The 25267-nt window shown below is 70.8% G+C and carries 23 protein-coding genes, 1 tRNA gene and 1 pseudogene; 16 read left to right on the forward strand and 9 right to left on the reverse strand.

Features of this window, described 5'->3' with window-relative positions:
• Positions 1 to 104 precede the first annotated feature (104 nt).
• Entirely contained in the window at positions 105 to 515 is a 411-nt protein-coding gene (locus tag ACH4DZ_RS13115; protein ID WP_398287162.1) for a hypothetical protein, read from the forward strand.
• A gap of 434 nt (positions 516 to 949) precedes the next feature.
• On the opposite strand, the gene ACH4DZ_RS13120 is transcribed toward ACH4DZ_RS13115, so the two are convergent.
• Positions 950 to 2536 (reverse strand): helicase HerA-like domain-containing protein, encoded by a 1587-nt coding sequence (locus ACH4DZ_RS13120; protein WP_398287163.1) that lies wholly within the window; start codon positions 2534 to 2536, stop codon positions 950 to 952.
• Between the two features lie 171 nt (positions 2537 to 2707).
• On the opposite strand from ACH4DZ_RS13120, the gene ACH4DZ_RS13125 reads away from it, so the two are divergent.
• Both ACH4DZ_RS13125 and ACH4DZ_RS13130 read left to right on the forward strand, forming a co-directional pair.
• Positions 2708 to 3004: a type II toxin-antitoxin system VapB family antitoxin gene (locus ACH4DZ_RS13125; RefSeq protein ID WP_003999914.1), complete on the forward strand. Its 297-nt coding sequence runs from the start codon at positions 2708 to 2710 to the stop codon at positions 3002 to 3004.
• 207 nt (positions 3005 to 3211) lie between these two features.
• Positions 3212 to 3850, forward strand: a complete 639-nt coding sequence (locus ACH4DZ_RS13130) for a LytR C-terminal domain-containing protein (protein ID WP_398287164.1) — start codon at positions 3212 to 3214, stop codon at positions 3848 to 3850.
• A gap of 60 nt (positions 3851 to 3910) precedes the next feature.
• Here ACH4DZ_RS13130 and upp read toward each other — a convergent pair whose 3' ends face one another.
• On the reverse strand, positions 3911 to 4546 hold the full coding sequence (gene upp / locus ACH4DZ_RS13135; protein WP_398287165.1) for a uracil phosphoribosyltransferase: 636 nt from the start codon (positions 4544 to 4546) through the stop codon (positions 3911 to 3913).
• A gap of 151 nt (positions 4547 to 4697) precedes the next feature.
• On the opposite strand from upp, the gene ACH4DZ_RS13140 reads away from it, so the two are divergent.
• From ACH4DZ_RS13140 to ACH4DZ_RS13180, 9 genes are all read left to right on the forward strand, one after another.
• Positions 4698 to 4880: a hypothetical protein gene (locus tag ACH4DZ_RS13140; protein ID WP_107020608.1), complete on the forward strand. Its 183-nt coding sequence runs from the start codon at positions 4698 to 4700 to the stop codon at positions 4878 to 4880.
• Positions 4881 to 5796: 916 nt separating this feature from the next.
• Positions 5797 to 6351, forward strand: coding sequence for a hypothetical protein (locus tag ACH4DZ_RS13145; RefSeq protein WP_398287166.1), 555 nt, complete (start codon positions 5797 to 5799; stop codon positions 6349 to 6351).
• Positions 6352 to 6446: 95 nt separating this feature from the next.
• Positions 6447 to 6878 carry a tRNA adenosine(34) deaminase TadA gene (gene tadA, locus ACH4DZ_RS13150; RefSeq protein ID WP_398287167.1) on the forward strand — a complete coding sequence of 144 codons (432 nt, stop codon included), beginning with the start codon at positions 6447 to 6449 and terminating at the stop codon, positions 6876 to 6878.
• A 43-nt stretch (positions 6879 to 6921) separates the two neighbouring features.
• Positions 6922 to 7006: transfer RNA gene (locus tag ACH4DZ_RS13155), tRNA-Ser, on the forward strand.
• A gap of 177 nt (positions 7007 to 7183) precedes the next feature.
• Positions 7184 to 7363: a hypothetical protein gene (locus ACH4DZ_RS13160; RefSeq protein ID WP_398287169.1), complete on the forward strand. Its 180-nt coding sequence runs from the start codon at positions 7184 to 7186 to the stop codon at positions 7361 to 7363.
• Positions 7364 to 7462: 99 nt separating this feature from the next.
• Positions 7463 to 7756 carry a Dabb family protein gene (locus tag ACH4DZ_RS13165; RefSeq protein ID WP_398287170.1) on the forward strand — a complete coding sequence of 98 codons (294 nt, stop codon included), beginning with the start codon at positions 7463 to 7465 and terminating at the stop codon, positions 7754 to 7756.
• Between the two features lie 300 nt (positions 7757 to 8056).
• Entirely contained in the window at positions 8057 to 8929 is an 873-nt protein-coding gene (locus ACH4DZ_RS13170) for an RNA polymerase sigma factor SigF (protein WP_398287171.1), read from the forward strand.
• A 244-nt stretch (positions 8930 to 9173) separates the two neighbouring features.
• Entirely contained in the window at positions 9174 to 10073 is a 900-nt protein-coding gene (locus ACH4DZ_RS13175) for an RNA polymerase sigma factor SigF (RefSeq protein WP_398287172.1), read from the forward strand.
• 503 nt (positions 10074 to 10576) lie between these two features.
• Positions 10577 to 10960 (forward strand): hypothetical protein, encoded by a 384-nt coding sequence (locus ACH4DZ_RS13180; RefSeq protein ID WP_398287173.1) that lies wholly within the window; start codon positions 10577 to 10579, stop codon positions 10958 to 10960.
• Here the strand turns inward: ACH4DZ_RS13180 and ACH4DZ_RS13185 are convergent.
• Positions 10953 to 11150 (reverse strand): hypothetical protein, encoded by a 198-nt coding sequence (locus tag ACH4DZ_RS13185; RefSeq protein ID WP_398287174.1) that lies wholly within the window; start codon positions 11148 to 11150, stop codon positions 10953 to 10955. The genes ACH4DZ_RS13180 and ACH4DZ_RS13185 overlap by 8 nt on opposite strands.
• A 421-nt stretch (positions 11151 to 11571) precedes the next feature.
• On the opposite strand from ACH4DZ_RS13185, the gene ACH4DZ_RS13190 reads away from it, so the two are divergent.
• The 4 genes and pseudogenes from ACH4DZ_RS13190 to ACH4DZ_RS13205 all read left to right on the forward strand — a co-directional run bounded on the left by ACH4DZ_RS13190 (position 11572) and on the right by ACH4DZ_RS13205 (position 16218).
• The gene (locus tag ACH4DZ_RS13190) at positions 11572 to 12105 is read left to right on the forward strand and encodes a MarR family winged helix-turn-helix transcriptional regulator (RefSeq protein ID WP_398287175.1); all 534 of its coding nucleotides are present in this window, start codon (positions 11572 to 11574) and stop codon (positions 12103 to 12105) included.
• Between the two features lie 23 nt (positions 12106 to 12128).
• Positions 12129 to 14747 carry an MFS transporter gene (locus ACH4DZ_RS13195; RefSeq protein ID WP_398287176.1) on the forward strand — a complete coding sequence of 873 codons (2619 nt, stop codon included), beginning with the start codon at positions 12129 to 12131 and terminating at the stop codon, positions 14745 to 14747.
• A 122-nt stretch (positions 14748 to 14869) separates the two neighbouring features.
• Entirely contained in the window at positions 14870 to 15694 is an 825-nt protein-coding gene (locus tag ACH4DZ_RS13200; protein WP_398287177.1) for a YceI family protein, read from the forward strand.
• Between the two features lie 61 nt (positions 15695 to 15755).
• A pseudogene (locus ACH4DZ_RS13205) lies at positions 15756 to 16218 on the forward strand (PPOX class F420-dependent oxidoreductase).
• Between the two features lie 91 nt (positions 16219 to 16309).
• On the opposite strand, the gene ACH4DZ_RS13210 reads toward ACH4DZ_RS13205, so the two are convergent.
• The 6 genes from ACH4DZ_RS13210 to ACH4DZ_RS13235 form a co-directional block, all read right to left on the reverse strand.
• Positions 16310 to 17089 carry a TetR/AcrR family transcriptional regulator gene (locus ACH4DZ_RS13210; protein ID WP_398287178.1) on the reverse strand — a complete coding sequence of 260 codons (780 nt, stop codon included), beginning with the start codon at positions 17087 to 17089 and terminating at the stop codon, positions 16310 to 16312.
• Positions 17090 to 17172: 83 nt separating this feature from the next.
• Entirely contained in the window at positions 17173 to 18690 is a 1518-nt protein-coding gene (locus ACH4DZ_RS13215; RefSeq protein ID WP_398287179.1) for an MFS transporter, read from the reverse strand.
• 137 nt (positions 18691 to 18827) lie between these two features.
• The gene (locus ACH4DZ_RS13220; RefSeq protein ID WP_398287180.1) at positions 18828 to 21104 is read right to left on the reverse strand and encodes a glycosyltransferase family 39 protein; all 2277 of its coding nucleotides are present in this window, start codon (positions 21102 to 21104) and stop codon (positions 18828 to 18830) included.
• The gene (locus tag ACH4DZ_RS13225) at positions 21101 to 22645 is read right to left on the reverse strand and encodes a glycosyltransferase (protein WP_398287181.1); all 1545 of its coding nucleotides are present in this window, start codon (positions 22643 to 22645) and stop codon (positions 21101 to 21103) included. The genes ACH4DZ_RS13220 and ACH4DZ_RS13225 overlap by 4 nt, the downstream gene beginning before the upstream one ends.
• Positions 22646 to 22659: 14 nt before the next feature.
• On the reverse strand, positions 22660 to 24309 hold the full coding sequence (locus ACH4DZ_RS13230) for a sensor histidine kinase (protein WP_398287182.1): 1650 nt from the start codon (positions 24307 to 24309) through the stop codon (positions 22660 to 22662).
• A complete protein-coding gene (locus ACH4DZ_RS13235; RefSeq protein WP_398287183.1) occupies positions 24306 to 25046 on the reverse strand; it encodes a response regulator transcription factor in 741 nt (246 codons plus the stop codon). Before ACH4DZ_RS13235 ends, ACH4DZ_RS13230 begins: the two co-directional genes overlap by 4 nt.
• Between the last annotated feature and the right edge of the window lie 221 nt (positions 25047 to 25267).

Consider the following 25267-nt stretch of genomic DNA (forward strand, 5'->3'; position numbering starts at 1 on the left):
CCCCGGCTCCGGCCCCGGCCCGTCGCCCCTCGCCCTACGCCAAGCGAGCGGTTCTGGTGCTACGGCCGATGCAACGGGCCCTCCGGCCGGGGACATGACCTCTCATGAGCCCCGACCGGAGCCTCGACCGCCGGAGTCCCGACAGGAGTCCCCACCGGTTCGTCCCGCGTACTCCGCGCCGGCCTGCCCGGCAGCGGTTCCTCGTGCTGCTCGCCTCGCTGCTGTGCGCGCTGTGCGCAGTGAGCGCGGCCGGTTCAGCGGGCGGGCACGGCGGCATCCGTACGGCTCCGCCCGCCGCCGTCTCCACCGAACCCGGGCTCGAACACCCGCACGATGCCCTGGACACCGCTTTCCGGTCGGCCGCCCGCCAGAGCCACCGTCCTCTGGTGCCCCAGCGCCCTGCGGGGCGGTCCGCGCACCGCCCCGCCGCCACCCATCGCCCTCACTCGCGGGACCGCGCCCTCTCTCACGCCCCCGCCCCGCGCGCCCTGCGCTGCATGGTCCTCCGCTGCTGAGGAGCCCGGCTCCGACCGGACCGCTCCCCCTCCCCAGCAGCACGAGAGGACCCTTTCCATGCCGATGGACCCGTACGCGATCCTGCGCGCCCTGGTACGCGCCGAATCCCTGCGCAACGCCCCGAAGCCGCCCCCCGAAACCCGGGCCGCACCGAACCCGAGCCCCAGCCCGAGCCCGAGCCCGAAAGCGACGCCGACACCGTCACCTGGTTCGCCTTCGGCTTCGGCTTCGGCTTCGGCTTCGGCTTCGGCTTCGGCTTCGGAGCAGCAGATCCCGGCTCGGAATCACGAGCGCGACTGAATCGAGGGGCTCGGCTGAACCAACCGCGGGGGTGGACCACGGCCGGTCCGCCTCCGCCCTCGCCCCCGCCCTCGCCGCCGGGGAAGCGGTTCCGGCTACGGGGTCTGGTTACGGGCTCCGGCTACCGCTCTGGCTATCGCCTGCGCCGGGCCGTGCCGAAGACCGACCGGGTGATCTCGCGCCCGATCTGCGTACCCAGGCTGCGGGCCAGCGACTTGAAGACGCCGCTGCCGACGACCTGCTGGACGACGGAGGGGTCCTCCTCGGCCTTCCGGGCACGACCCCCGCCCCCACCCTTCTCCCGAGCCGCATCGGCATCCACATCCGCCTCCGCGTCCACCGGCTCAGCCGCCTGCTCGGACGCTCCCGCTTCCGCGGCCCGCAGCTTCTCGTAGGCCGATTCCCGGTCGACCGCGAGCGCGTAGCGCGCGTGCAGCGGCGACTGTTCGACCGCCCGGTCGAGAACCGCCGGGTCCACCGGGCCCATCAGGGACTCCGGCGCCCGCAGCCGCGTCGCCGCGACCGGCGTCGGCGCGCCCTTCTCGCTGAGGACGGTGACGACGGCCTCCCCGGTGCCGAGGGCGGTGAGGACCTCTTCCAGGTCGTACGGGGAGTCGGGGAAGGTCTTCACCGTGGCCCTGAGCGCCTTCTGGTCGTCGGGGGTGAAGGCGCGCAGCGCGTGCTGGACGCGGTTGCCGAGCTGGGCGAGGACGTCTCCGGGTACGTCCTTGGGGGTCTGTGTGACGAAGAAGATGCCGACCCCCTTCGAGCGAATCAGCCGGACGGTCTGCGTGATGGAGTCCAGGAAGGCCCTGGAAGCGTCGCTGAAGAGCAGATGCGCCTCGTCGAAGAAGAAGACGAGCTTCGGCTTGTCGACGTCACCGACTTCGGGGAGGTCGTGGAAGAGATCGGCGAGGAGCCACATCAGGAACGTCGAGAAGAGCTGCGGCTTGTCCTGCACCGCGGGCAGTTCCAGGACGGAGACCGTGCCCCGGCCGTCCGCCGCCACCCTCAGCAGCTCGTTCGTGTCGAACTCCGGCTCCCCGAAGAACGGGCTCATCCCCTGGGCCTCGAACGCGGTCAGCGAGCGCAGGATCACCCCGGCCGTGGCCGTGGAGAGCCCGCCGACGCCCTTCAGCTCGGACTTCCCCTCGTCGGAGGTGAGGAAGGTGACCACGGCCCGCAGGTCCTTCAGGTCGACCAGCTCCAGGCCCTTCCGGTCGGCGTAGTGGAAGATCAGGCCGAGCGACTGCTCCTGCGTCTGGTTCAGCCGCAGCACCTTGGACAGCAGGACCGGGCCGAAACTCGTGACGGTCGCGCGTACGGGGATGCCGTGGCCCATGCCTCCGAGGGCGTAGAACTCGCACGGATAACCGGCCGGCGTCCACTCCTGGCGGACCTCCGAGGCCCGCGCCCGCACCTTGTCGTTCTCCTGGCCAGGCGCCGAGATCCCGGAGACGTCACCCTTCACATCGGCGAGGAACACCGGCACGCCCTGCGCCGACAACTGCTCGGCGACGAGCTGCAGGGTCTTGGTCTTGCCGGTGCCGGTGGCTCCGGCCACCAGCCCGTGCCGGTTGAGCATCCCCAGCGGGATCCGGATCTGCGCGTCCGGCAGACACCGCCCGTCCCACAGCAGAGCACCCAGATCTAGCGCGGCCCCCGGGAAGGTGTACCCGGAGGCGATCTCCAGAGCCTGCGGCGGATCACTGTCAGTCATTTCAGGCCCCTGTTCCCGGTTCCCCGAACCCGCCCTGACCCATTTCCGAACGGATCATGAACGGGTGATCCGGGAGAATTACCGGTTTGCCCATATTTACGACGTCATTTCCAGCGTCGCACTCCGGCGCCATGGCTGCGCCCGGAAGCTCTTGACCGGTAGGCTTTCCGTGTGATCTTCAAGCGCATCGGAAACGGACGGCCGTACCCCGACCACGGCCGGGAAAGCACCCGGCAGTGGGCGGATGTCGCGCCGCGCCCGGTCCGCCTCGATCAGCTGGTGACGACCAAGGGCCAGCTCGACCTGGAAACGCTGCTCGCCGAGGACTCCACGTTCTACGGCGACCTCTTCGCACACGTCGTGAAGTGGCAGGGCGACCTGTACCTGGAGGACGGCCTGCACCGCGCCGTCCGCGCCGCGCTCCAGCAGCGCCAGGTGCTGCACGCCCGCGTCCTCGAACTGGACTGAGTTCCCCCTTCGCCCGGCCCGGTTCACCCCTGGGCGGCCGACGTCTGCCCGGGGAGCCCTCTCGGCCCGCGCGTACCGACCCGACCCGGCCCGGTGCCGTCCCATGCCTGGTCACCCCCTGCCCGGGTTGGCCCTTTTGGGTTGGACTGAACCCCGGTCAATGATCATCTAGTAGGCATCGCCGCTCCGGCGCACTACGCTGCGCACATGAGCATGCTCACTCCCCCTGGCATGGGCGGCCAGTACCGGATCACGGGGGACAAGTACCCACGGATGCGCAGAAACCGGGGGCGCCGCAGGATCGTGCTCGCGGTCGCCGCCTCCGTCACCGCACTCGGACTGGCCGGCTGGGGGACCCTGCAGCTCATCGACGTCTTCACGGGCGGCGGCGACAAGGCGTCCGCGGTGGGTTCGGCCCCGGGCTGCAGGACGTCCCCCTCGCCCTCCGCGACCCCGGTCAAGGCCCCGCCCGAGCCCAGCCGGATCACCGTGAACGTCCTCAACGCCACGGCCCGCAAAGGCCTCGCCAAGGACACCGCGGACGCGCTGAAGAAGCGCGGCTTCAAGATCGGCGAGGTGGGCAACGCGACCAAGGCGTACGACAAGAAGGTCGACGGGCCCGGCATCGTGCTCGGTGCGAAGGCCGCCGCCGACGCCGCCCTCCCCGTTCTCGCGACCCAGCTCGCCGGTGCCGAGCTGAAGACCGACACCCGGGCCAGGCCCGCGGAGGTCGATCTCATCCTCGGCAAGGGCTACAAGACCCTGACGACGGAAGAGGACGCCGACAAGGCACTGACCACGCTGGCCAGGCCCCAACCGGCGCCCTCGACGAAGAAGGACTGCTGAAGAAGTAAGACTGGATGAAGTGCGACTGGATGAAGAAGGACCGCTGAGAGGGTGGTCCGGCTATTCGGCCGCTCCGTACATACGGTCTCCCGCGTCGCCCAGGCCCGGGACGATGTAGCCGTGTTCGTTCAGGCGCTCGTCGACCGACGCCGTCACGACCGTGACCGGGGCGCCCGCGAGGTCGCGCTCCATGACCTCGACGCCCTCGGGGGCGGCGAGCAGGACCACGGCCGTCACGTCGTCGGCACCGCGCTTGATCAGCTCCTGGATCGCCGCGACGAGGGTGCCGCCGGTGGCCAGCATCGGATCCAGGACGTACACCTGTCGCCCCGAGAGGTCCTCCGGCATACGGGTCGCGTACGTGGACGCCTGCAGCGTCTCCTCGTCGCGGATCATGCCGAGGAAACCCACCTCGGCGGTCGGCAGCAGGCGCACCATGCCGTCGAGCATGCCGAGGCCGGCCCGCAGGATCGGGACGACGAGGGGCCGCGGGTGGGACAGCTTGACACCCGTGGTGCCCGACACCGGGGTCACGATGTCGACCTGTTCGGTGCGCACGTCCCGCGTGGCCTCGTAGGCCAGCAGGGTGACCAGTTCGTCGGCGAGCCGGCGGAAGGTCGGGGAGTCGGTGCGGCGGTCGCGCAGCGTGGTGAGCTTATGAGCGACCAAGGGGTGGTCGACGACGTGGAGACGCATGTCCACCAGGGTATCCGGGCCCGTCCAGGGCGCCCGTCGCCCGTCGCCACCTGGTTCGAGAACGCTTCGCCGGTAACACCGCGCAAACCTCCGCTGGCATCAAACCGCCCGTCGGGGGGAAAGTGGGAGTGACCGACTGGGGGTGTTGCCGATGCCGGACCCGGAGCGACAGAACCGGGAAGACCTGGAGAGCGACGCCCAGCGCCGCAGGCGCAGGGCCCAGTTCCTGCGGGAGCTCACGGAAGCCCGCGAGCTGCGCGACAGGGTGCAGCCCCGCCGCGCGAAGACGGCCCGCCTGCGCCACGCCATGCGCATGCGCACGTTCCGCTGGTAGCCACGCCCGGACGGCCCCCGCCGCCGACAGCAGCGGGCCGCGCCCCCTCGCGGGCAGCCGCCGGAGCGAACGCCGGCGCAACCGCCTGGCGGCGAGCCGAACGCCCCACCGCCGGGCAACCGCGGGGCCAGGCGCCCGCACGGCGGGAGCGGGTAGCCGCGGGCCGGGTACCCACTGCCGGGCAGCCGAGGACCGGATACCGATCCCGACACAGACACGGACACCGGCACCGATACCGACATGGCCGCCAACCGTGAGCCGGGCGCTCGTCGCCGGGCAACCAAGGACCAGGCGCCCGCACGGCGGGTAGCCGCGGGACAGGTGCCCCGTCTTCAGCGGCCGTGACCGGGCGCGCCGCACCCCACGCGGTCGTGGGCGGGCGCGCCCCACCCCACGCGGACCTGGCCGGGCGCCTCGCCACACGCAACCCTGAGCGAGTGCCCCACCGCACGCAGCCTCGGGCGAGTGCCCCGCCGGGCAGCCGCAGGGGCCGTGTCCCCGGGCCTTGGCCGCGTGGCAGGGGCCGTGTCCCCGGGCCTTGGCCGCGTGGCGGGGTGCGACCGACAGGTCCCCGGCCAGCCCCCGGCCCACCCGGCGGCACGCCCGTAGGGGCATCGCGGCGCGACCCGCCGGGCAGCCCTCGGACAGGCGCGTACGAAGCCGGGTCCCGGCGGCGTACGATCCCGCTGTCGGTGGGCGCCGGGCGCCCAGGTGAGGCCATGCGGCGGCGTGACGCACGCGCCACGCGACCGGGCGTGGGAACGCGACCGGGACACAGCGAGCCGAAGACCTCTCCTGAACGCTCTGTTTCTGCCACGATTCCGAGTGGGCGGGGCTCGGAGCACGTATCCCCCGCCCACAACCTCCGCCGGGGGGACCCCCAACCGGCACGCCTAGGACCAGTGGGAGAGTCACGGTGTACTTCGCCGCACTGCTCGCGCGCACCGAAGACGGGTGGGAAGCGAGCGACACAGAGCTCGACGATGTGGAGACCCTGTCGGATCTAGCCGACCTGGCCCGTGAAGCCTCGGTCGACGACGACACGGTGCTCGTCTACATCGAGCAGGAGGACGCGTGGTTCGGAGTCGTCCGCGTGGACGGCGAGGAGGACCCTCGCATCTACGTCTCGGACGGCGCGGCCGCGGCCCGCAGTTCGTACGGCGAGATCCTGCTCACGGACGAACTGCTCGGACGGGAGCCCGGCGACGACGATGTCGCCGACCTGGACTCCCTCGATCTCGACGGCACGGAGGACGGTGAACCCGAGGACGAGGCCGACGACGACGAAGAGGACGACGTCGGTACCACCTCCAAGGGTGAGACCGTGCCGTCCGGACCCATCGGGGACCGCGAGGTCCTCACCGATCTCGGTGTGAACGAGAAGGAGTTGCTGACCCTGGACAGCACCGACGCGCTCGGCGAGATCGCCGAGGTCCTCGGGGTGGCAGAGGTCCTGGAGACCGTCCGCTGACTCCGTCGAACGCGCAGGAGGAACAGGACCCCGCCGACGGTCCCGCGCACGATCCCGTACACGACGACCCCGTACGCGACCGCTGGCGGCCCGCGATGCGGCTCGCCCTGGAGCAGGCCGGACTCGCGGGCCGCGGCAAGGACGTACCCGTCGGCGCCGTGGTGCTGGCCCCGGACGGCACGACGGTGCTCGCCACCGGGCACAACGAGCGTGAGGCGGCCGGTGACCCGACCGCCCACGCCGAGGTGCTGGCGATCCGCCGGGCCGCCGCAAGGACCGGGGAGTGGCGGCTCGCCGGCTGCACGCTCGTCGTCACCCTCGAACCCTGCACGATGTGCGCCGGCGCGCTCGTCCAGTCCCGCGTGGACCGGGTCGTCTACGGCGCCCGGGACGAGAAGGCGGGCGCGGCCGGCTCCCTCTGGGACGTCGTACGCGACCGCCGGCTCAACCACCGGCCCGAAGTGATCGCCGGAGTGCTCGACGAGGAGTGCGCCCGGCTGCTCACGGAGTTCTTCAGGGGCCGCTGAACCGATTTCCGAGCACGGCCACTCTTGGGCTAGGATCTCTCTCGGTAGCGTGTCCGAGCGGCCGAAGGAGCTCGCCTCGAAAGCGAGTGTGGCGCAAGTCACCGAGGGTTCAAATCCCTCCGCTACCGCAGGTAGATGAAGGGCCCGGTCCACTGGACCGGGCCCTTCGCGCTGCCCCGTTCCACCTCATTGAAAGATCGTCAGATCAACTGCCCGGGGTTACACTCGCCGCCGACACCAGGGGCCCCGACAGGCACAGGCAGTGGGTAGCGGGCACAGACAGCAGGCACACGGGGGAGGCCGCGATGGCGGTGAATGCGAAGAAGATCGCCGTCTACGTAGTCGTGGTCTTCGCGCTGTACGTGATCATCACCGACCCCGAAAAGGCGGCGGACTACGTCCAGATAGGCTTCGAGGGCATCTCGAACGCCGCTCAGTCGGTCGGTGACTTCATGACCTGGATCGCCGACGGGGCCAAGGACTAGCGGCCGTACCACCGCCGCCCCCCTACCCCACATCCCTGTTATCCCCGTATCCCCGTTGTCCCCGTTGTCCCCGTATCCCCGCTCGTCCTGGGAGTGCACGTGATCCGCCACCTGGTCCTCTTCAAGCTCAACGAAGGTGTCGAGCGGGACGAGCCCCGCGTCGCCGAGGGCGTCGCCGCCTTCCGTGCGCTCGGCGGGTCGATTCCCGAACTGCAGTTCTGGGAGTGCGAGTGGAACATCACCGACCGCCCCATCGCCTACGACTTCGCGATCAACTCCGCGGTCGAGGACACCGAAGCGCTCAAGCGGTACATCGAGCACCCCGCCCACCAGGCGGGCGTCGCACTGTGGCGGGAGTTCGCCACGTGGGTGATCGCCGACTACGAGTTCTGAGCCGCCGCACAGCGCGCCCCGCGCGGAACACCAGCCCCTCGCCCGAACGGCGGGGGGTTCTTTCATGCCGCGGACCCGGAGCGGGCCCCGAGCGGACCCGAGCGGGGACCTGGCGGGGACCTGGCGGAGACCGGGCGGAGATCGAGCGCGCTCAACACGGAGTGATGAGGTGCTTGCACACAGTGCACATGTCTTGTGATGCTATGACCGCTTTTGACCGATGAGTTGACGCATGTGTCTGACGGACGTCGTTCGGACTTGTGTTTTCACGGGTTGACGGACCCAGAGGTGGAGTTGACCGTGCCGGCCAGTACCGCCCCTCAAGCACCTGCACCTCCCCAGCAGAAGCCGCAGGCCCTCGAACGGCTCGACGAGCCGGGCGATTCCCCGGACCAGAGCCCGCAGCGGCGCCGCGGGGCCGACACCCGGGCCCTCACCCAGGTCCTCTTCGGCGAGCTCAAGAACCTGGAGCCCGGCACCCCCGAGCACGGCCGGGTGCGGACCGCCCTGATCGAGGCGAACCTCCCGCTCGTGCGGTACGCCGCCGCCCGCTTCCGGTCCCGCAACGAGCCCATGGAGGACGTCGTCCAGGTCGGGACCATCGGGCTGATCAACGCGATCGACCGCTTCGACCCCGACCGGGGCGTGCAGTTCCCCACCTTCGCGATGCCCACCGTCATCGGCGAGATCAAGCGGTACTTCCGCGACAACGTCCGCACGGTCCACGTACCGCGCCGGCTGCACGAGCTGTGGGTGCAGGTGAACAGCGCCACCGAGGACCTCACGACGGCCTTCGGGCGCACGCCCACGACCGCCGAGATCGCCGAACGGCTGCGCATCACCGAGGACGAGGTGCTGGCCTGCATCGAGGCCGGGCGCTCGTACCACGCGACCTCCCTAGAGGCCGCCCAGGAGGGCGACGGGCTGCCGGGACTTCTCGACCGGCTCGGCTTCGAGGACCCCGCGCTGGACGGCGTGGAGCACCGGGACCTCGTACGGCACCTGCTCGTCCAGCTTCCCGAGCGGGAGCAGCGCATCCTTCTGCTGCGTTACTACAGCAATCTGACGCAGTCCCAGATCAGCGCGGAACTGGGTGTTTCGCAGATGCATGTGTCAAGGCTCCTCGCCCGCAGTTTCGCTCGGCTTCGATCCGCAAACAGGATCGAGGCGTAGCTCCGGGGAGCGAATCGCTTCCAAGGCCTTTTCTCGTCATCTCTGCGGCGAAAAACCGTCAGACCCCCCTTTTCCAGGGCCTATTCACCCCTCTTGTGTCGACATGTCACTACAGCGTGTTGCCGACATGTGACATTCTTCCGGTGACGCGTTTGCCGCAGCCCCGCCTCCGGTATTCAGGTGGAGGCTGCGTTCCTTCGACGGGAGCGTCCGCCGCGACCGTCCGCGACCCAAAGGGGGTGGCATGTCCGCAGACCAGGGCAGCTCGAAGGTGCTCACGCTCACGAAGAGCGAATCCGCGCCAGACGTGCTTCACAGTGTCGTTGTCGAGGTTCCGGCCATCCCGGCCGCGGAAGCCCCGGCCTTCCCCCCGACCCCGGAAGTGATCGACACCCGCACTCTGTCCCGCTCCCTGTTCCTGCGGCTCGCCGCACTCGACGAGAACAGTCCCGAGCGCGGCTATGTGCGGGACACCCTCATCGAACTCAACCTCCCGCTGGTGCGTTACGCGGCCGCTCGATTCCGGTCCCGCAACGAACCGATGGAGGACATCGTCCAGGTCGGCACGATCGGCCTGATCAAGGCGATCGACCGCTTCGACTGCGAACGGGGCGTGGAGTTCCCGACGTTCGCGATGCCGACGGTCGTGGGTGAGATCAAGCGCTTCTTCCGGGACACCTCGTGGTCGGTGCGCGTCCCGCGCCGGCTCCAGGAGCTGCGGCTCGCGCTCACCAAGGCCAGTGACGAGCTCTCCCAGAAACTGGACCGCTCGCCGACCGTCGCCGAACTCGCCGTCGTGCTCGGGGTGTCCGAGGAGGACGTGGTCGACGGCCTGGCGGTGGGCAACGCCTACACGGCGTCGTCCCTCGACTCCCCGGCTCCCGAGGACGACGGCGGCGAGGGCTCCCTGGCGGACCGCCTCGGCTACGAGGACACGGCGCTGGAGGGCGTCGAGTACCGCGAGTCCCTGAAGCCCCTGCTGGCCAAACTCCCACCCCGCGAGAGGCGGATCATCATGCTCCGCTTCTTCGCCAACATGACGCAGTCGCAGATCGGCGACGAGGTCGGCATCTCGCAGATGCACGTCTCCCGGCTGCTCACGCGGACGCTTTCCCAGCTGCGGGAAGGCCTTATCTCCGACTGAGTCATCGCCCAGGCCCCCGCGAGGGATTCATAGTTGACGGGTCATCAGCCACATTGGTGCGATGCGTCGACGGGTGGGACAGCGGTCGGTACGTGGTCGCCGAGGGGCCCTTGCGGGCGTCTCGGCGGCTGTGGTCTGTCTAGGAGCGGTGACGCCGGCCGCCTGCGGCAGTGGATCGGTATCAGCATCGGTATCGGTATCGGTATCGGCATCAGTGGTGGCGGAGACGCGGGTGACGGATACGTCGCCGTGCAGGGTCCCTCGTCGTCCGCGGGGGCCGTCGCGCCCACGGAGGGCGCGGAGTTGGTGCCCCTGGAGAGTCCGTCCGCGGCCAAGGGAGCGGTGGACGACCCGAGTTCGGCGGATGCGGCGCCCGGTGGTACGGGGGGGGTGACGCCGGTTCGTCGGCGTCCGGTTCGTCCGGGGCGGCTGCGCACGACAGCGGTCGTACGAGCCCGCCCTCGGCCGGAGGCGGCGGTACGGGCGCTACGGGCGGCGCGGGCGTGCCCGCGGGTCCCGCCGTGCTGGTCGTCGGCGAGCCCGAGCGGGCGCCCGCCGACAAGCGATGGTGCGAGACGGTCACCGTCGGGTCCCATAACACCGGGGGCACCGCGGTGCGTTCGGGCACGGCGACCTTCGGGACGCACGTCATCGGCGCACTCGGGATCGACTGGGCGACCGTCGAGTCGGCCGCACGACTGCCCGTGCCGATCGCTCCGGGCAGCCGGACGGAGGAGACCTGGACGGTAAGTGTCGACGCCATGGGGCCCCCGCGCGAGCGCAGCCGAGCATGGGGGAGTGTGCCGCTCGGCATGCACGTGGAGACGCGGGACGTGTCCGTCCGGTGGGAGCAGGGCGCCCGGCGGCGCCCCCGCGCAGTTACTTGAGTGCGAGCCAGGCGACCACGGCGACGATCGCGACGGCCACGACCACACCGACGATCAGGCCGACACGGGGACCCCTGGTGGTGGCGGCCTGCTGCTGCTGGCGGCTCTGCGGGTCGTCGACGAACGCTCGGAACATCTGGGTGCTACCCGCGGGGTCGTAGTTGCCCTCGGGGCCCTGGGTGTTTGCCATGCGCGTGACCCTATCGGGTGCGATCTGTGGCCCCAAGTTTTGGGGCCGTCTACTTGGTGCGCGCTGTTCCCGAGGGCTTCGCCCCCGGACCCCCTTGTCGGCCTTGCGGCCTCGTCCTCAGACGCCGGACGGGCTGGGTGGGGACGGCCACCACTGACGCCGAACCGACCGAGCGAACCAAACAGGCCGAGCGGCAGCCGGGTGTCGGCCAGGCGGGCAGGCGGGCAGGCGGGCAGGCGGGCAGGCGGCCAGGCGGCCAGGCGGCCAGGCGGGCACAGAGAACCGCCTGACCTGCGAGTTTACGTTCGCCAATACTTGCCTTTGCCAAGGTTTTAGCCCGCAGGGCCCCATTTCGTTTGCCTGCAGCAACCAACAGTATTTATGGTTGCCTGAAGCAACAAAAGAACATGAGGGAGGTGCGATGGCCGCTCGACGGCAGTACGAGGAGCTGGCCCAGCAGCTGAGCGCCATCGGCGCCGTGAAGCGGGGGCTGGGCCGGATCCTCCCGCACGAGTGCCCGGCGGGCTCCGCCGCGGTGCTCACGCTGCTCGACCGGCACGGCGAGATGCGGATGAGCCGTCTCGCCGAGCTGATGGCCATCGACATGTCGGTGACCAGCCGGCATGTGGCGCACGTCGCCGAGCACGGCTGGATCGACCGGTCCCCGGACCCGGCCGACAAGCGCTCCCGCATCCTGCGGCTCACCCCCGCCGGACGGGACATGCTCGCCGACCTCTCCGAGCGCTATATGAACGCGCTCGCCCACTACCTGGCGGACTGGTCCGACGACGAGGTCGACCAGCTCAACACCCTGCTCGGACGACTGCGCGCCAGCTTCGGCGACTGCCGGCCCGTACCGGCCGTACAAGCCGGACCGGCCGTGCCGACCGTGCCGACCGCATCCGCCGTGCCCGCCGCGGCGACCTCCGAGCGGACCACCCGTACACCTGTATGACGCAACACAAGAAAAGGAAGCCCATGGCAACGACCACACCAGCCGGTGTGCGGGGCTCACACGCCAAGCACGGAGGCGCCCCCGACGGCGCTCCGATGACGCACCGGCAGATCATGGAAGCCCTGTCCGGGCTGCTGCTCGGCATGTTCGTCGCGATCCTGTCGTCGACGATCGTCTCCAACGCACTGCCCGAGATCATCGGCGACCTGGGCGGCGGCCAGTCCGCCTACACCTGGGTCGTCACCGCCGCCCTGCTGTCGATGACCGCGACCACGCCCCTGTGGGGCAAGCTCGCGGACCTGTACAGCAAGAAGGCGCTCGTCCAGATAGCCCTCGTCGTCTACGTCCTGGGATCGGCCGCCGCCGGCCTGTCGCAGAACGCGGGCATGCTGATCGCCTGCCGCGTGGTCCAGGGCATCGGCGTGGGCGGTCTGTCCGCCCTCGCGCAGATCGTCATGGCCGCGATGATCTCCCCGCGTGAGCGCGGCCGGTACTCCGGCTACCTCGGAGCCACGTTCGCCGTCGCGACCGTCGGCGGCCCGCTGCTCGGCGGTGTCATCACCGACACCAGCTGGCTCGGCTGGCGCTGGTGCTTCTACGTCGGTGTCCCCTTCGCGATCATCGCGCTGATCGTCCTCCAGAAGACCCTGCACCTGCCCGTCGTGAAGCGGGACGTGAAGGTCGACTGGGCCGGCGCGTTCTTCATCTCCGCCGCGGTCTCGCTGCTGCTCCTGTGGGTCACCTTCGCGGGCGACAAGTACGAGTGGGTGTCGTGGCAGACGTACGCGATGGTCGGCGGCTCGATCGCGCTCGGGCTGTTGTTCGTGTTCATCGAGTCCAAGGCCAAGGAACCGATCATCCCGCTGCGGCTCTTCCGCAACCGGACCATCGCGCTCTCCTCCGTCGCCTCGCTGTTCGTCGGTGTCGCGATGTTCTCCGGCACCGTCTTCTTCAGCCAGTACTTCCAGCTCGCCCGGGACGAGTCGCCCACCATGTCCGGTGTGCTGACGATCCCGATGATCGGCGGTCTGTTCGTCTCCTCCACCGTCTCCGGCCAGATCATCACCAAGACCGGAAAGTGGAAGGCGTGGCTGGTCGGCGGCGGCGTGCTCATCACGGCGGGCCTCGGTCTGCTGGGCACCATCCGCTACGACACGGACTACTGGAAGACCGGCGTCTTCATGGCGCTGCTGGGTCTCGGCATCGGCATGATGATGCAGAACCTGGTGCTCTCCACGCAGAACCAGGTGGCGCCCCAGGACCTCGGCGCGGCCAGCTCCACGGTGACCTTCTTCCGTTCCCTCGGTGGCGCGATGGGCGTCTCGGCGCTCGGCGCGGTGATGGCCAACCGCATCACCGACTACGTCAAGGACGGCCTCACCGGCATCGACCCCAAGTACGCCGCCGCGGCGAGCCATTCGACCGGCAGCATCCCGGACATGGACTCCCTGCCCGCGCCGCTGCGCACGGTCATGGAGAGCGCGTACGGGCACGGCATCGCGGACGTCTTCCTGATCGCGTCCGCCCTGGCCCTGCTCGCCTTCCTCGTCACTCTGTTCATCAAGGAGGTCCCGCTGCGTACCTCGGGCGGGCTGGCGCAGGCCGCCGAGGCCGCCCAGGCCCAGGCCCAGGGCACGGCCGCCGTCGCCGAGGTCGCCCCGGCCGCGGACTCCCCCGCGGCGGACTCCCCCGCAGCGGCCGGCTCGGCCGACGTCTTCCCGAACGGGGCCGACGAGCGCGTACCGAGTTGGGCCGTCGCGGACACCGGCGCCGGTGCGGGCCTTGAGCAGGGGCCCGCGGGCACCCAGCGGCTCTCGGCCGTCGCCACCCTGGCGGCCGGTACCGACGCCGCCGCGAGTGCCGGCTCCGGTTCCGGTTCCGGCGGGGTGCCGGTCCACGGGTTCGTACGCGGCGCCGAGAGCGCGCCCGTCCCCCGGGCCGCCGTCACGCTGATCTCCCTCGCGGGCCGTCAGCTGGGCCGCTCGGTCGCCCAGGCCGACGGCGCCTACGCGGTGGACGCGCCCGGCACGGGTTCGTACGTGCTGATCGCCTCCGCGGACGGGTTCCAGCCGCAGGCCTCGACGGTCGTCGTGAACGGTGAGCCGCTCGCGTACGACATCCTGCTGAGCGGCACGAGCGGGCTCGCCGGTGCGGTGAAGGCCGCCGGGACCGGGCAGCCGGTCGTGGGCGCGATGGTCATCGTGACCGATGTGCGCGGTGACGTGCTGGCCACCGGGACCACCGGTGAGCAGGGCGAGTTCACCTTCGCCGAGTTGGTGCCCGGTGCCGTGACCGTCGCGGTGAACGCCGCCGGACACCGCCCCCGTGCCCTGCCCGTCGAGGTCGGCGGCACCGGGGTCACCCGGGTCGAGGTCGAGCTGACCGCCGGAGCGCAGCTCCAGGGCGTGGTGCACGCACCCGCCGGCCCCCTGGGCGACGCCCGGGTCACGCTCGTCGACGCGGCGGGCAACGTGGTCGGCACCGCCACCACCGGGACGGACGGGGCGTACGCCTTCGCCGACCTGGACAGCGGCGAGTACACCGTCATCGCGACCGGCTACCCGCCGGTGGCCACGGCCCTGACCGTGAGCGGCGGCGGCGTGGACGGCCACGACATCCGGCTCGCCCACCCGGGCGAGTAGTCACCGGCCGATCTGAAGAACGAGTACCTGAAGAACGAGTAGTCGCAGACCCCGGCCCGTGGGGCGCGTCCCGAGCGGAGGCGCGCTCCGCGGGCCGGATTTACGAGATGAGGTTGTGTGCAATGGGACTGACCGCGCGGATCCGTACGCGGGACGGCTGGGCCGTGTCGCACGCGGTCGTCACCGTGACCGACATGACGGGTGCCCAGGTGGTGCGCGCCGAGGCCGACGAGGAGGGCGCCGTGCGGGACGCGGTCGCGCTCGTGCCCGGCGCGTACACGGTGATCGTGACGGCCGTCGGGTACGCGCCCGTCGCGTCGAGCGCCATCGTCACGGCGAGCGGCCGGGCCGAGATCGGCACCGTGACCCTCGCCCGTCAGGGCGGCACCGAGCTGCCGCCGCCCGGCCCGTGGACGGTCGACCCCGCCCACTCCTCCGTGGGCGCCGTCGCCCAGCACCTGGGGATCTCCAGCGTGCACGGCCGGTTCACGCAGTTCGCCGGCGCGATCGAGATCGCCCCGGACGAGGTCGCCAAGTCCCGGGTGGAGGCGGTGATCCGGGCCGACTCGATCGACACGGGCAACGCGATGCGCGACGGGCATCTGAAGTCGCCGGACTTCCTGGACGTGGAGCGCCACCCGGAGATCACGTTCGTCTCGACGGGCCTGACCCCGGCCACCGGAAGCGACCGCTGGACGGTCCACGGCGACCTGACCCTGCACGGGGTCGTACGGCCGGTCGACCTGGACCTCGCCTACCTCGGCACCGGCGCCGACCCCTGGGGCGGCACCCGTGCGGCCTTCCGCGCCACCACGGAACTGCGCCGCGAGGACTTCGCTATGAACTACAACCAGGTCGTGCAGGCGGGCATCGCGGCGATCGGTACGACGCTGAAGGTGGAGCTGGACATCCAGGCCGTACAGGGCGAGTCACTCCCGCAGGCATAGACATGGGCGTAGGCACGGCAGGGTCAGCCTGGGCGGACCGTTGTGCCCCTAGGCTGCCCCCATGGCACCGAACATCGCTACGAACACCTCCGTATCGTCGGCCGAACTGCTCGACTTCGTACGCCCCCGTCATCGCGCCATCCTGCTGACCCGCAGGGCCGACGGGAGCCCGCAGGGTTTCGCCCCTGACCTGCGGGGTCGACGACTCGGGCCGCATCGTCGTCTCCACCTACCCGGAGCGCGCCAAGACCCGCAACGCCAAGCGCGACGAGCGGGTCAGCCTGATCGTCCTGAGCGACGAGTGGAACGGCCCCTGGGTCCAGATCGACGGCACGGCCGAGGTGATCGACTCCCCCGACTCCGTGGAACCCCTGGTCGAGTACTTCCGCAACATCTCGGGCGAACACCCGGACTGGGACGAGTACCGGGCGGCCATGCTCAAGCAGGGCAAGTCGATCATCCGCATCACCCCGGAGAAATGGGGCCCGGTAGCCACGGGCGGCTTCCCGGCCCACCTGGCATAGCTGGCATAGGCCGACTTCAGCCCCGCCAGGGGCCGCGGGGAACGGCGCAATCTTTTCGTCTTGAGGGGTCGCGGGCAACAAACCCGCACCCCTACCCCTCCCCGCCGCGCAGCACCACCGTCTCGATCCCCGCGATCACCAGATCCAACGCGAACCCGAAGTCCCGCTCATACATCTCCTCCACCGTGCTCCCCCCACGCGCCCGCATCAGCTCGTCGGACTCCTCCAGGACATCATCGAGTTCAGGAGCCGACCGCAACGTGCTCAGCGCCTGCTGGAAGTACGCATCAGGACTCATCCCCGCCTCCGCCGACCGCGCAGTGAAGTGCCCCTCGATCGTGCCGAACCCGTACACGAACTGGAAGACGGCCGAGATGGCCCCCGCCAGCCGGTGCGTGGGCAGCCCGGTCCTGCGGATCACCCGCTGCACGGTCCGCGAGAACGCGACCGACCTGGGTCCGATGTTGAGGAACGTCCCGGCGAGCGGCGAGGCCCACGGATGCCGTACGAGAAGGGCCCGGTACCCGGAGGCGATCGCGCGGAGCTGATCCCGCCAGTCCTCGTCCGCCTCCGGATCGGGCAGCTCCAGTTCGCCGTAGACCGCGTCGAGCGCGAGCTCAAGAAGGTCGTCCTTCGTGTCCACGTACCAGTAGACGGACATCGCGGTCACCTTCAGCTCGGCGGCCAGCCGGCGCATGGAGAACCTGGCCAGACCGTCCGCGTCGAGCAGCCGTACCGTCGCCCCGGTGATCCGGTCCCGGTCGAGCGCCGCCGGCTGGCCGCCCCGGGTGCCACCGCCTCGCGGGGCCTTGCCCTCCAACCACACGCTGGTCCGTGCCGGGCGCTCGGCCCGGTCGACTGCCCTCACCATGGCGCACCTTCCTCGACACTCCCACGCCGGGACGCCTCGGACCATCGGGGTCCGCCCCAGCTCCGACACCTACCGGGCGGTCCTCACATCGGCACCGCCGCCACCGCGGAGTCTGCCCTCTCGGCCCGCCGAAGCAACGCGGCGGCCAGCAGTCCGCCGAGGAGAACGGCCACCGCGCCCACCAGCTGGCTGGTCTCCAGGCCCGACGCGAACCCGTCGGTGATCCGCGCGCGCTCGTCCGCCGAGTCCGCCGTGGCGAGCGTCGCCGGGAGCGAGGCCGCGGCGAACGGGATCAGCGCGGCGAAGCGGGCGTTGAGGACCGCGCCGAGGACGGCGACGCCGAGACCGTTGCCGAACTCGGCCAGCGTGCCGTTGATCCCCGCGCCCACGCCCGCCTTCTCCGGCGGGATCGCGCTCATGATGGCGTGCGCCATGGCGGGGTTGGCGACCGCGCAGCCCGCGCCGATGAGCAGCAGGCCGAGCAGTGTGCCGGCGTAACCGCTCGACGCGAGGGTCGCGATCGACACAAGGCCGCCCGACATCAACACCATGCCGAGGGCGATGGACACCGGCGTGCCGAGCTTCGCCGTGAACCTCGCCGACAGGCCGGTGAAGTTGAGGGCCACCACGGTCAGGGCGAGCGGCGCCGTGCGCAGACCCGCCTCCAGGGGCCCGTATCCGAGGACGAACTGAAGGTGCTGGGTCAGCACGAAGAGCGCGCCGCCCATGCCGAAGGTGATCAGTACGGCACCGGCGACGGCCCCCGTGAAGCGCCGGTCCCGGAAGAAGTGCAGGTCCAGCATGGGATACGGGATCCGGCTCTCCCAGTGGGCGAAGAGGGCCAGTACGAGGAGCGCCAGGGCGGCCGTGGTGAGGACGCGGCCGGAGGTCCAGCCGTGCTCCGGGCCGGAGATGATCGCGTACACGAGGGCGGTCATGCCGATCGTGGAGAGCAGTGCGCCGAGGAGGTCGGGGCGGTCGCCGCGCGGGTTTTTGGACTCCGGTACGAGAATGATCACCGCGGTGAGGGCCAGGGCCACCACGGGCAGGTTGATGAGGAAGATCGCGCCCCACCGGTAGTGGTCGAGCATGAACCCGCCGAGCAGGGGGCCGGTCGCGAAGCCGAGGGCGTTGACGGCGCTCCAGATGCCGATGGCCTTCGGCTGCTCGTCGGGCGCGAAGATCTGCATCGCGACGGCGAGTGTGGTGGTGAGCAGGAGCGCGCCCCCGACACCCATGCCCGCGCGGGCGGCGATCAACTGCCCGGTGGTGTCGGCGAGTCCGGCGACCAGGGAGCCGATGCCGAAGAGGCCGAGTCCGGCGACCAGCATCCTCTTGCGTCCGTAGCGGTCGGCCGCGCTGCCCGCGCTGAGCAGCAGCCCCGACTGCACCAGCGAGTACGCGTTGATCATCCACTGGATGTCGGAGGTGCCGGCGCCCAGTTCCTCGGTGAGGGTGGGGATCGCGACGTTCAGCACGGTGTTGTCGAGCAGCACGGTGAGCTGGGCGAGGCAGATGACACCGAGGATCAGCCACCGCTGGGGGTGGCCCTGGGGACGGCCCGGCGGACGGCCCGGCGGATGGCCCTGGGAGGTTGGCATGCCATACACCGTAGAACAGTTCCTGTACGGCGTACAACGAAGTTACGTGGCGCACGGCAGAGGGCGGTGACCAGGGCACTCTCACCCCGGGCACCGCCCGGTCACCACCCCGGTCACCGCCCCACAAGGGCGAACCGTCAGCTGCTGGCGGCCTGCGTCAGGTCGTAGAAGGTGGACGAACCCACCGTCACCTCCTTGAAGTTCTTCCGCACCCACTCGCTGATCTTGGTCCCGGTGCCGGAGCTGTCGCCGCCGCCACCGCCGCCCATGGAGCCGGAGGAGATGAAGTAGTGGATCTCCCCGTCCGCCACGTACTTCTTGAACTGGGCCAGCGTCGGCGACGGGTCGCTGCCGTTGAAGCCGCCGATCGCCATCACCGGGTCGCCGGTGGAGAGCTGGTAGCTCGCGGCGTTCTGGGCGCCGATGGCCGCCGCGGCCCAGGTGTAGTCACCCGAATTCTTCTCCAGGAGCGCCTTGGCCTCGGAGCTGACGGTCGCGCCGTTGAGCAGACCGCCCATGCCGCCACCGCCTCCGCCGCCCGTACCGCCGCCGTCACCGGTACCGCCGGCGGTACCGCCACCCGGCTGGGTCTGGCCGTTCTGGCCGTTCTGACCCGTCTGGCCGTTGCCGTTCTGCTGATTCTGGCCGCCGCCGGGGAAGCCGCCGGTCGGGGGCTGGCCCATGCCGCCGCCCTGCTGGTTCTGACCGGTGCCGCCCTGCCGGTTGCCGCCCGGCATACCGCCACCGCCACCGGGGCCGCCGCCCGTACCGCCACCGCCGGGGCCGCCGCGACCGCCCGAGACCGAGGGCCCCGCCGTGACGATCGAGCCGCTGTGGCCTTCGTTCAGCGTGCTCAGCGTGTACGCCGTCGGGCCCGCGAGAGCCGCGACGAAGCTGAGCCCGACGACCGCGAGGGACAGCCTGCGCCCCAGCCGCGAGATGAAGACGAGTCCGAGTGCCGCGACCAGTCCGCCGACCAGGACCAGCCACTTGAGCCAGGGCAGGTAGTCGGAGGAACGGTTCAGGAGCACGTACCCCCAGACCGCGGTGGCCGTGCTGACGGCCGCCATGGTGAGCGAGATCCACATCCGGCCGCGCTCTTCCCACAGCACGCTCGCGCCCATGCCGACCACGGCGGCGACGTACGGGGCGAGGGCCACGGTGTAGTACTCGTGGAAGATGCCCTGCATGAAGCTGAAGACCACCATGGTGATCAGCAGCGAGCCGCCCCAGGCGAGGAACGCGGCACGGGCCGTGTCGGTCCGCCGCGCCTTCCAGGTCAGGGCGATGCCCGCGGCGAGCACGATCAGCGCGGCCGGGATCAGCCAGGAGATCTGACCGCCGATGGACGAGCTGAACATCCGGTCCCAGCCGGTCTCGCCCCAGCCGCCGCCTCCGCCGCCGCCCCCGACACTGCCGGTCTCCTCGCCGTTGATCCGGCCGAGTCCGTTGTAGCCGAAGGTCAGTTCGAGGAAGGAGTTGTTCTGCGAGCCGCCGATGTACGGGCGGGAGGACGCGGGCCACAGTTCGACCAGGGCCACCCACCAGCCGCCCGCGACGATCATCGACAGGCCGGAGAGGAGCACCTGCCCGATGCGCCTGCGCAGGGTCGTGGGCGCGAAGACCGCGTAGACGATCGCCAGGGGCGGCAGGATCAGGAAGGCCTGGAGGGTCTTGACCAGGAAGGCGAGACCGACGGCCGCACCCGCCCACACCAGCCACTTCGTCCCGGCCTTCTCCATGGCGCGCAGGACGCAGTAGACCGTGACGGCCATCAGGAGGGCGAGGGCCGCGTCCGGGTTGTTGAAGCGGAACATCAGCGCGGCCACGGGCGTGAGCGCGAAGACCGCCATGGTGATGAAGCCGGCCGCGGGGGTGAACCTGCGGCGTACGGCCCCGTACAGCACTCCGGCCGTGGCGACGGCCATGAGGACCTGCGGGAACAGGATCGCGAAGGAGTTCAGGCCGAACAGCCGTACCGACAGGGCCATCGGCCACAGGGAGGCCGGGGGCTTGTCGACGGTGATGGCGTTGGCCGAGTCGAGCGAGCCGAAGAAGAAGGCTTTCCAGGACTGGCTGCCGGCCTGGGCCGCCGCCGAGTAGAAGGAGTTGGCGTACCCGGAGGCCGTGAGGTTCCAGGTGTAGAGCGCGCCGATCAGCAGCAGCGCGCCGAGGAACGCGGGGCGCACCCAGCGGTTGTCCTCGGGCCGCCCGCGCCACAGGCGGCGCGCGAAGGGCTGCTTGGGGCTGCCGTCCTCGGGGGCGGTCGGCCCCGCCGGAGTGACCGGATCGGCCGGTTCCCGTACGGCGGTCGGGGCGGGTGGCTGCCAGTCGGGACTGCCGGGACTGGCGGGACTGCCGGGGTTGTCGGGGCCGGCGGGCCCCGTGCCCGGATGGTCATGAGTCGTCGTCATCGCGCGTTCCCGTTCCCGTTCCCGTTCCTCGGATCGTGACCGTGGTCGTTCGGGCGCACCGGCTGCATCTGCATGGTCGAGTCCCCCCAGGTCTGGTGGTCGTGCGGAACGTCGGCCGTGCCGTACGAACCGGATGTGTTCGCCGTGCCGTACCGGGACTGCGGGCCGTACGCGGACTGCGAGCCGTACGGGGACCGCGGCGCCGTCGCGTAGACGGGTGACGCGGGTCCGGTCGGCACGGTCGGCGGCGCGGTCGGCATGGCGGGTGTGTGCGAGGCGACGACGGTCGACGGTGACGTGTCGTGCCGGTCCGGGAACACCCAGGCCCGGAAGAGCAGGAACCGCAGCACGGTCGCCGCGAGGTTGGCGACGATCAGCACCGCGAGTTCGGTGGCGTGCGCCGGCTCGGTCGTCGCCGCGTTCAGGGCGGCGAGCGAGCCGCTGGTGAGGGCGAGTCCGATACCGAAGACGACCAGGCCCTGCGCCTGGTGGCGTACCGCGCCGCCCTTGCCCCGTACGCCGAAGGTCAGGCGGCGGTTGGCGGCTGTGTTGGCGACCGCCGAGACGAGCAGGGCGAGCGCGTTGGCGATCTGCGAACCCGAGAACGTACGGAAGCCGCTGTAGAGCACCAGGTAGAACAGCGTGGACAGGGCGCCCACGACACAGAATCCGACGAGCTGGCGGGCCAGGCCCTTCGGTACGCCGCTGATCTCGCGGTCGCGCGGGTCGTCGCCGAACGGCCGGGCGAGGCGGTCGAGCGCCAGCGAGCCGGTGGCGAGGGCGCGTCCCACGCGCCACACGCCCTTGAGGTCGTCGGTCGCGGTCTTCACGATGTGCACGGTCGAGTCCGGGTCGTCGACCCAGTCGACCGGCACCTCGTGGATGCGCAGCCCCGCCCGCTCGGCAAGGACCAGCATCTCGGTGTCGAAGAACCATCCGGTGTCCTCGACGAGCGGCAGCAGCACCTGCGCGACATCGCGCCGGATCGCCTTGAAGCCGCACTGCGCGTCGGAGAACCGGGCCTGCAGCGACCCCCGCAGGATCAGGTTGTACGTACGGGAGATGAACTCCCGCTTGGCGCCCCGCACCACCCGCGAGCTACGGGCGAGCCGCGAGCCGATCGCCAGGTCGGAGTGACCGGAGATCAGCGGGGCGACCAGCGGGAGCAGCGCGTTCAGGTCGGTGGAGAGGTCGACGTCCATATAGGCGAGGACCGGGGCGTCCGAGGCGGACCAGACGGTCCGCAGCGCCCGGCCGCGGCCCTTCTGCTCCAGCCGGAACGATCTGACCTCGGGGAGCTCCGCCGCCAGCCGCGCCGCCACCAGGGGAGTGGTGTCCGTGGACGCGTTGTCCGCGACGGTGATGCGGAACGCGTACGGGAAGGTGCGGGAGAGGTGCTCGTGGAGTCTGAGCACACACGGCTGGAGGTCCTTCTCCTCGTTGTAGACGGGGATCACTACGTCCAGGACAGGCGTACCGGCATTTCCGGCCGGGAGGTGCTCCCGCGCCGGCAGGTTGCCGGGAGAAGGTTCGGTTTGCATGACAACGACTGTCGTCAAGCGCCCTGTTGCACCCATGTGGTCGCGCTGTGGTGTGCCTGTGAGTACGGTTGTGAATCCGTTTGAGAAATGAACGCCTCATGAGAATGGGACGCTTGAGGGGTCAGCGCGGGCAGGTGCACGGTAAACACCGTGTGTCCGGGCACGCTGTCGACGGTCACCACACCGCCGTGCGCGGCCGCGACGGCCTGCACGATGGCGAGCCCGAGCCCGGTGGACCCGGAGGCGCGCGAGCGTGACGAGTCGCCTCGCGCGAACCGTTCGAACACGTGCGGCAGGAGGTCGGGCGGGATGCCCTGTCCGTCGTCCTGGACGTCCACGCACACCCAGGACCCCTGGCGGCGCACGCGCGCGGTCACCGTCGTGCCCGGCGGTGTGTGGGTGCGCGCGTTCGCGAACAGGTTCACCATGACCTGCTGGACGCGGGCCGCGTCGGCCAGCACGAGTGCGGGTTCGTCGGGCAGCTCCAGCCGCCAGTTGTGCTCGCGTCCGGCCGCGCGGGCGTCGCTCACGGCGTCCACGACCAGCGGGGAGAGGTCGGTGTGCTCGTAACTGAGCGGCCGTCCGGCGTCGAGGCGCGCGAGCAGCAGCAGGTCCTCGACGAGGCCCGTCATCCGCCCGGCCTCGGACTCGATCCGGCCCAGCGCGTGCCGGGTGTCGGGCCCGGTCTCCTCCCTGCCGCGTCTGGTCAGCTCGGCGTATCCGCGGATGGACGCGAGAGGGGTACGCAGCTCATGGCTGGCGTCCGCCACGAACTGCCGTACGCGGGTCTCGCTCTCCTGGCGCGCGTGCAGGGCGCCGTGGACGTGGTCGAGCATGCGGTTGAGCGCGGCCCCGACCTGCCCGACCTCGGTGTGCGGGTCGGTCTCGGACTCGGCGACCCGCTCGTTGAGGGTCACCTCGCCGGTGTGGAGGGGCAGTTCGGAGACGCGGGTGGCGGTGGAGGCGACCTTGCGGAGGGGACGGAGGGCTACGGTCACGATGGTCGCGCCGGCGAAGGAGGCGGCGATGAGCCCGGCGAGCGTGACGCTGACCTCGACGAGGATGAGGGTGTTGAGCGTGTTGGTGACGTTCTCGGTGGGCACGCCCACGTAGAACGAGCCGTTGTCACCGGTCTGGAACTGGACGTGGTACTCGCCGAGGCCCGGCAGGGTGACCGTGTGCGGCCGCCCGTCCTGCGGCACGCTCGCGAGGACGGCCTCCTGTGCCGTGGTGAGTGACTCGGCGTCGAGGTCCGGCACCCCGTCGTCGCTCTTGGTCTTCTTGCCGACCTGGGCTTCGGTGATGCTGCCGCCCGTGACCTCCGCGGCGACCGTGCCGCTGGGCTGCGGGCCTTGCTTGACGAACTCCGACAGCGGCTTCTTCGGCTTGTCCTTGCCACTGGGATCGGGCTGGCCGCCATCGATCCTCAGAGGGCCGGCCGCCCTCATGGTGGCGTCCCTCAGCGTGTCGTCGAGCTGCTCGTACAGGTGGGAGCGGAGCGCGATCGTCGTCACCGTACCGATCACCGCGCACACCACCGCGATCAGCGCGACCGCCGAGACGACGAGCCGCGTCCGCAGGGTCCGAGGCTGCCGGCGCCGCAGCGCGCGCGGGGCTCCGGACAGTCGGCGCCGCTGCGTACGCGGCCGTCGTCGGCCGCTCACGACGTCGCGGGCTTGATCAGGTAACCGGCGCCGCGCCGGGTGTGGATCATCGGCTCACGGCCGGCGTCGATCTTGCGGCGCAGGTACGAGATGTAGAGCTCGACGACGTTGGCCTGCCCGCCGAAGTCGTACGACCACACGCGGTCGAGTATCTGCGCCTTGCTGAGCACCCGGCGCGGATTGCGCATCAGGAACCGCAGCAGCTCGAACTCGGTGGCGGTGAGGTGGATGCCGTCACCGGCGCGCGACACCTCGTGGCTGTCCTCGTCCAGGGCGAGGTCACCGACGACGAGCACCGAGTCGGAGCGACGGTCGGCGGCGCCGGAGCGGCGGATGAGGCCGCGCAGCCGGGCCACCACCTCCTCCAGGCTGAAGGGCTTGGTGACGTAGTCGTCGCCGCCGGCCGTCAGCCCCGCGATCCGGTCCTCGACCGCGTCCTTCGCGGTCAGGAAGAGAACGGGCACTTCGGGCAGCTCACGGCGGAGCCGGCCGAGGACGGCGAGACCGTCCATGTCGGGCAGCATCATGTCGAGAACGACGGCGTCGGGCCGGAACTCACGGGCGGTCTGCACCGCACCGGTCCCGTCGGCCGCGCTGCGGATCTGCCACCCTTCGTAGCGAAGGGCCATGGACAGCAGCTCGGTGATCGACAGCTCGTCGTCCACGACAAGCACGCGGACGGGGCTCCCGTCCGGCCTCAGCAGTTCGGTGCGCCCCTGGGGCGAGGTCGTGGTCATAGCCAACACATTGGTGGCCCGCCCTGAGAGCACCCTTTCGGGAACCTGTGAATACCCTGAGAAACACACAGCCGCCTCTCAGGCAACACTCGGGCGGCACTCGGGCAGCACTCGGGAGCGGCTCGCTACGGCTCGCGGCTCCACACACATGCGGGTCCGGCGGGTGCGCGGGTCCGGCGGGTGCGCGGGTTCGGCGGGTGGACGGGCCCGGCGGTGGGCGG

This window comes from Streptomyces sp. NPDC017991, assembly GCF_044328075.1.
Lineage (GTDB): Bacteria > Actinomycetota > Actinomycetes > Streptomycetales > Streptomycetaceae > Streptomyces.

Coding starts and splice junctions, on each gene's coding strand:
- ACH4DZ_RS13115 (WP_398287162.1), top strand. CDS start 105: ATGAGCCCCGACCGGAGCCTCGACCGCCGGAGTCCCGACAGGAGTCCC.
- ACH4DZ_RS13200 (WP_398287177.1), top strand. CDS start 14,870: ATGGGACTGACCGCGCGGATCCGTACGCGGGACGGCTGGGCCGTGTCG.
- ACH4DZ_RS13220 (WP_398287180.1), bottom strand. CDS start 21,104: ATGACGACGACTCATGACCATCCGGGCACGGGGCCCGCCGGCCCCGAC.
- ACH4DZ_RS13215 (WP_398287179.1), bottom strand. CDS start 18,690: ATGCCAACCTCCCAGGGCCATCCGCCGGGCCGTCCGCCGGGCCGTCCC.
- ACH4DZ_RS13235 (WP_398287183.1), bottom strand. CDS start 25,046: ATGACCACGACCTCGCCCCAGGGGCGCACCGAACTGCTGAGGCCGGAC.
- ACH4DZ_RS13190 (WP_398287175.1), top strand. CDS start 11,572: ATGGCCGCTCGACGGCAGTACGAGGAGCTGGCCCAGCAGCTGAGCGCC.
- ACH4DZ_RS13120 (WP_398287163.1), bottom strand. CDS start 2,536: ATGACTGACAGTGATCCGCCGCAGGCTCTGGAGATCGCCTCCGGGTAC.
- tadA (WP_398287167.1), top strand. CDS start 6,447: ATGCGGCTCGCCCTGGAGCAGGCCGGACTCGCGGGCCGCGGCAAGGAC.
- ACH4DZ_RS13185 (WP_398287174.1), bottom strand. CDS start 11,150: ATGGCAAACACCCAGGGCCCCGAGGGCAACTACGACCCCGCGGGTAGC.
- ACH4DZ_RS13160 (WP_398287169.1), top strand. CDS start 7,184: ATGGCGGTGAATGCGAAGAAGATCGCCGTCTACGTAGTCGTGGTCTTC.
- ACH4DZ_RS13140 (WP_107020608.1), top strand. CDS start 4,698: ATGCCGGACCCGGAGCGACAGAACCGGGAAGACCTGGAGAGCGACGCC.
- ACH4DZ_RS13130 (WP_398287164.1), top strand. CDS start 3,212: ATGAGCATGCTCACTCCCCCTGGCATGGGCGGCCAGTACCGGATCACG.
- ACH4DZ_RS13175 (WP_398287172.1), top strand. CDS start 9,174: ATGTCCGCAGACCAGGGCAGCTCGAAGGTGCTCACGCTCACGAAGAGC.
- ACH4DZ_RS13225 (WP_398287181.1), bottom strand. CDS start 22,645: ATGCAAACCGAACCTTCTCCCGGCAACCTGCCGGCGCGGGAGCACCTC.
- ACH4DZ_RS13195 (WP_398287176.1), top strand. CDS start 12,129: ATGGCAACGACCACACCAGCCGGTGTGCGGGGCTCACACGCCAAGCAC.
- ACH4DZ_RS13210 (WP_398287178.1), bottom strand. CDS start 17,089: ATGGTGAGGGCAGTCGACCGGGCCGAGCGCCCGGCACGGACCAGCGTG.
- upp (WP_398287165.1), bottom strand. CDS start 4,546: ATGCGTCTCCACGTCGTCGACCACCCCTTGGTCGCTCATAAGCTCACC.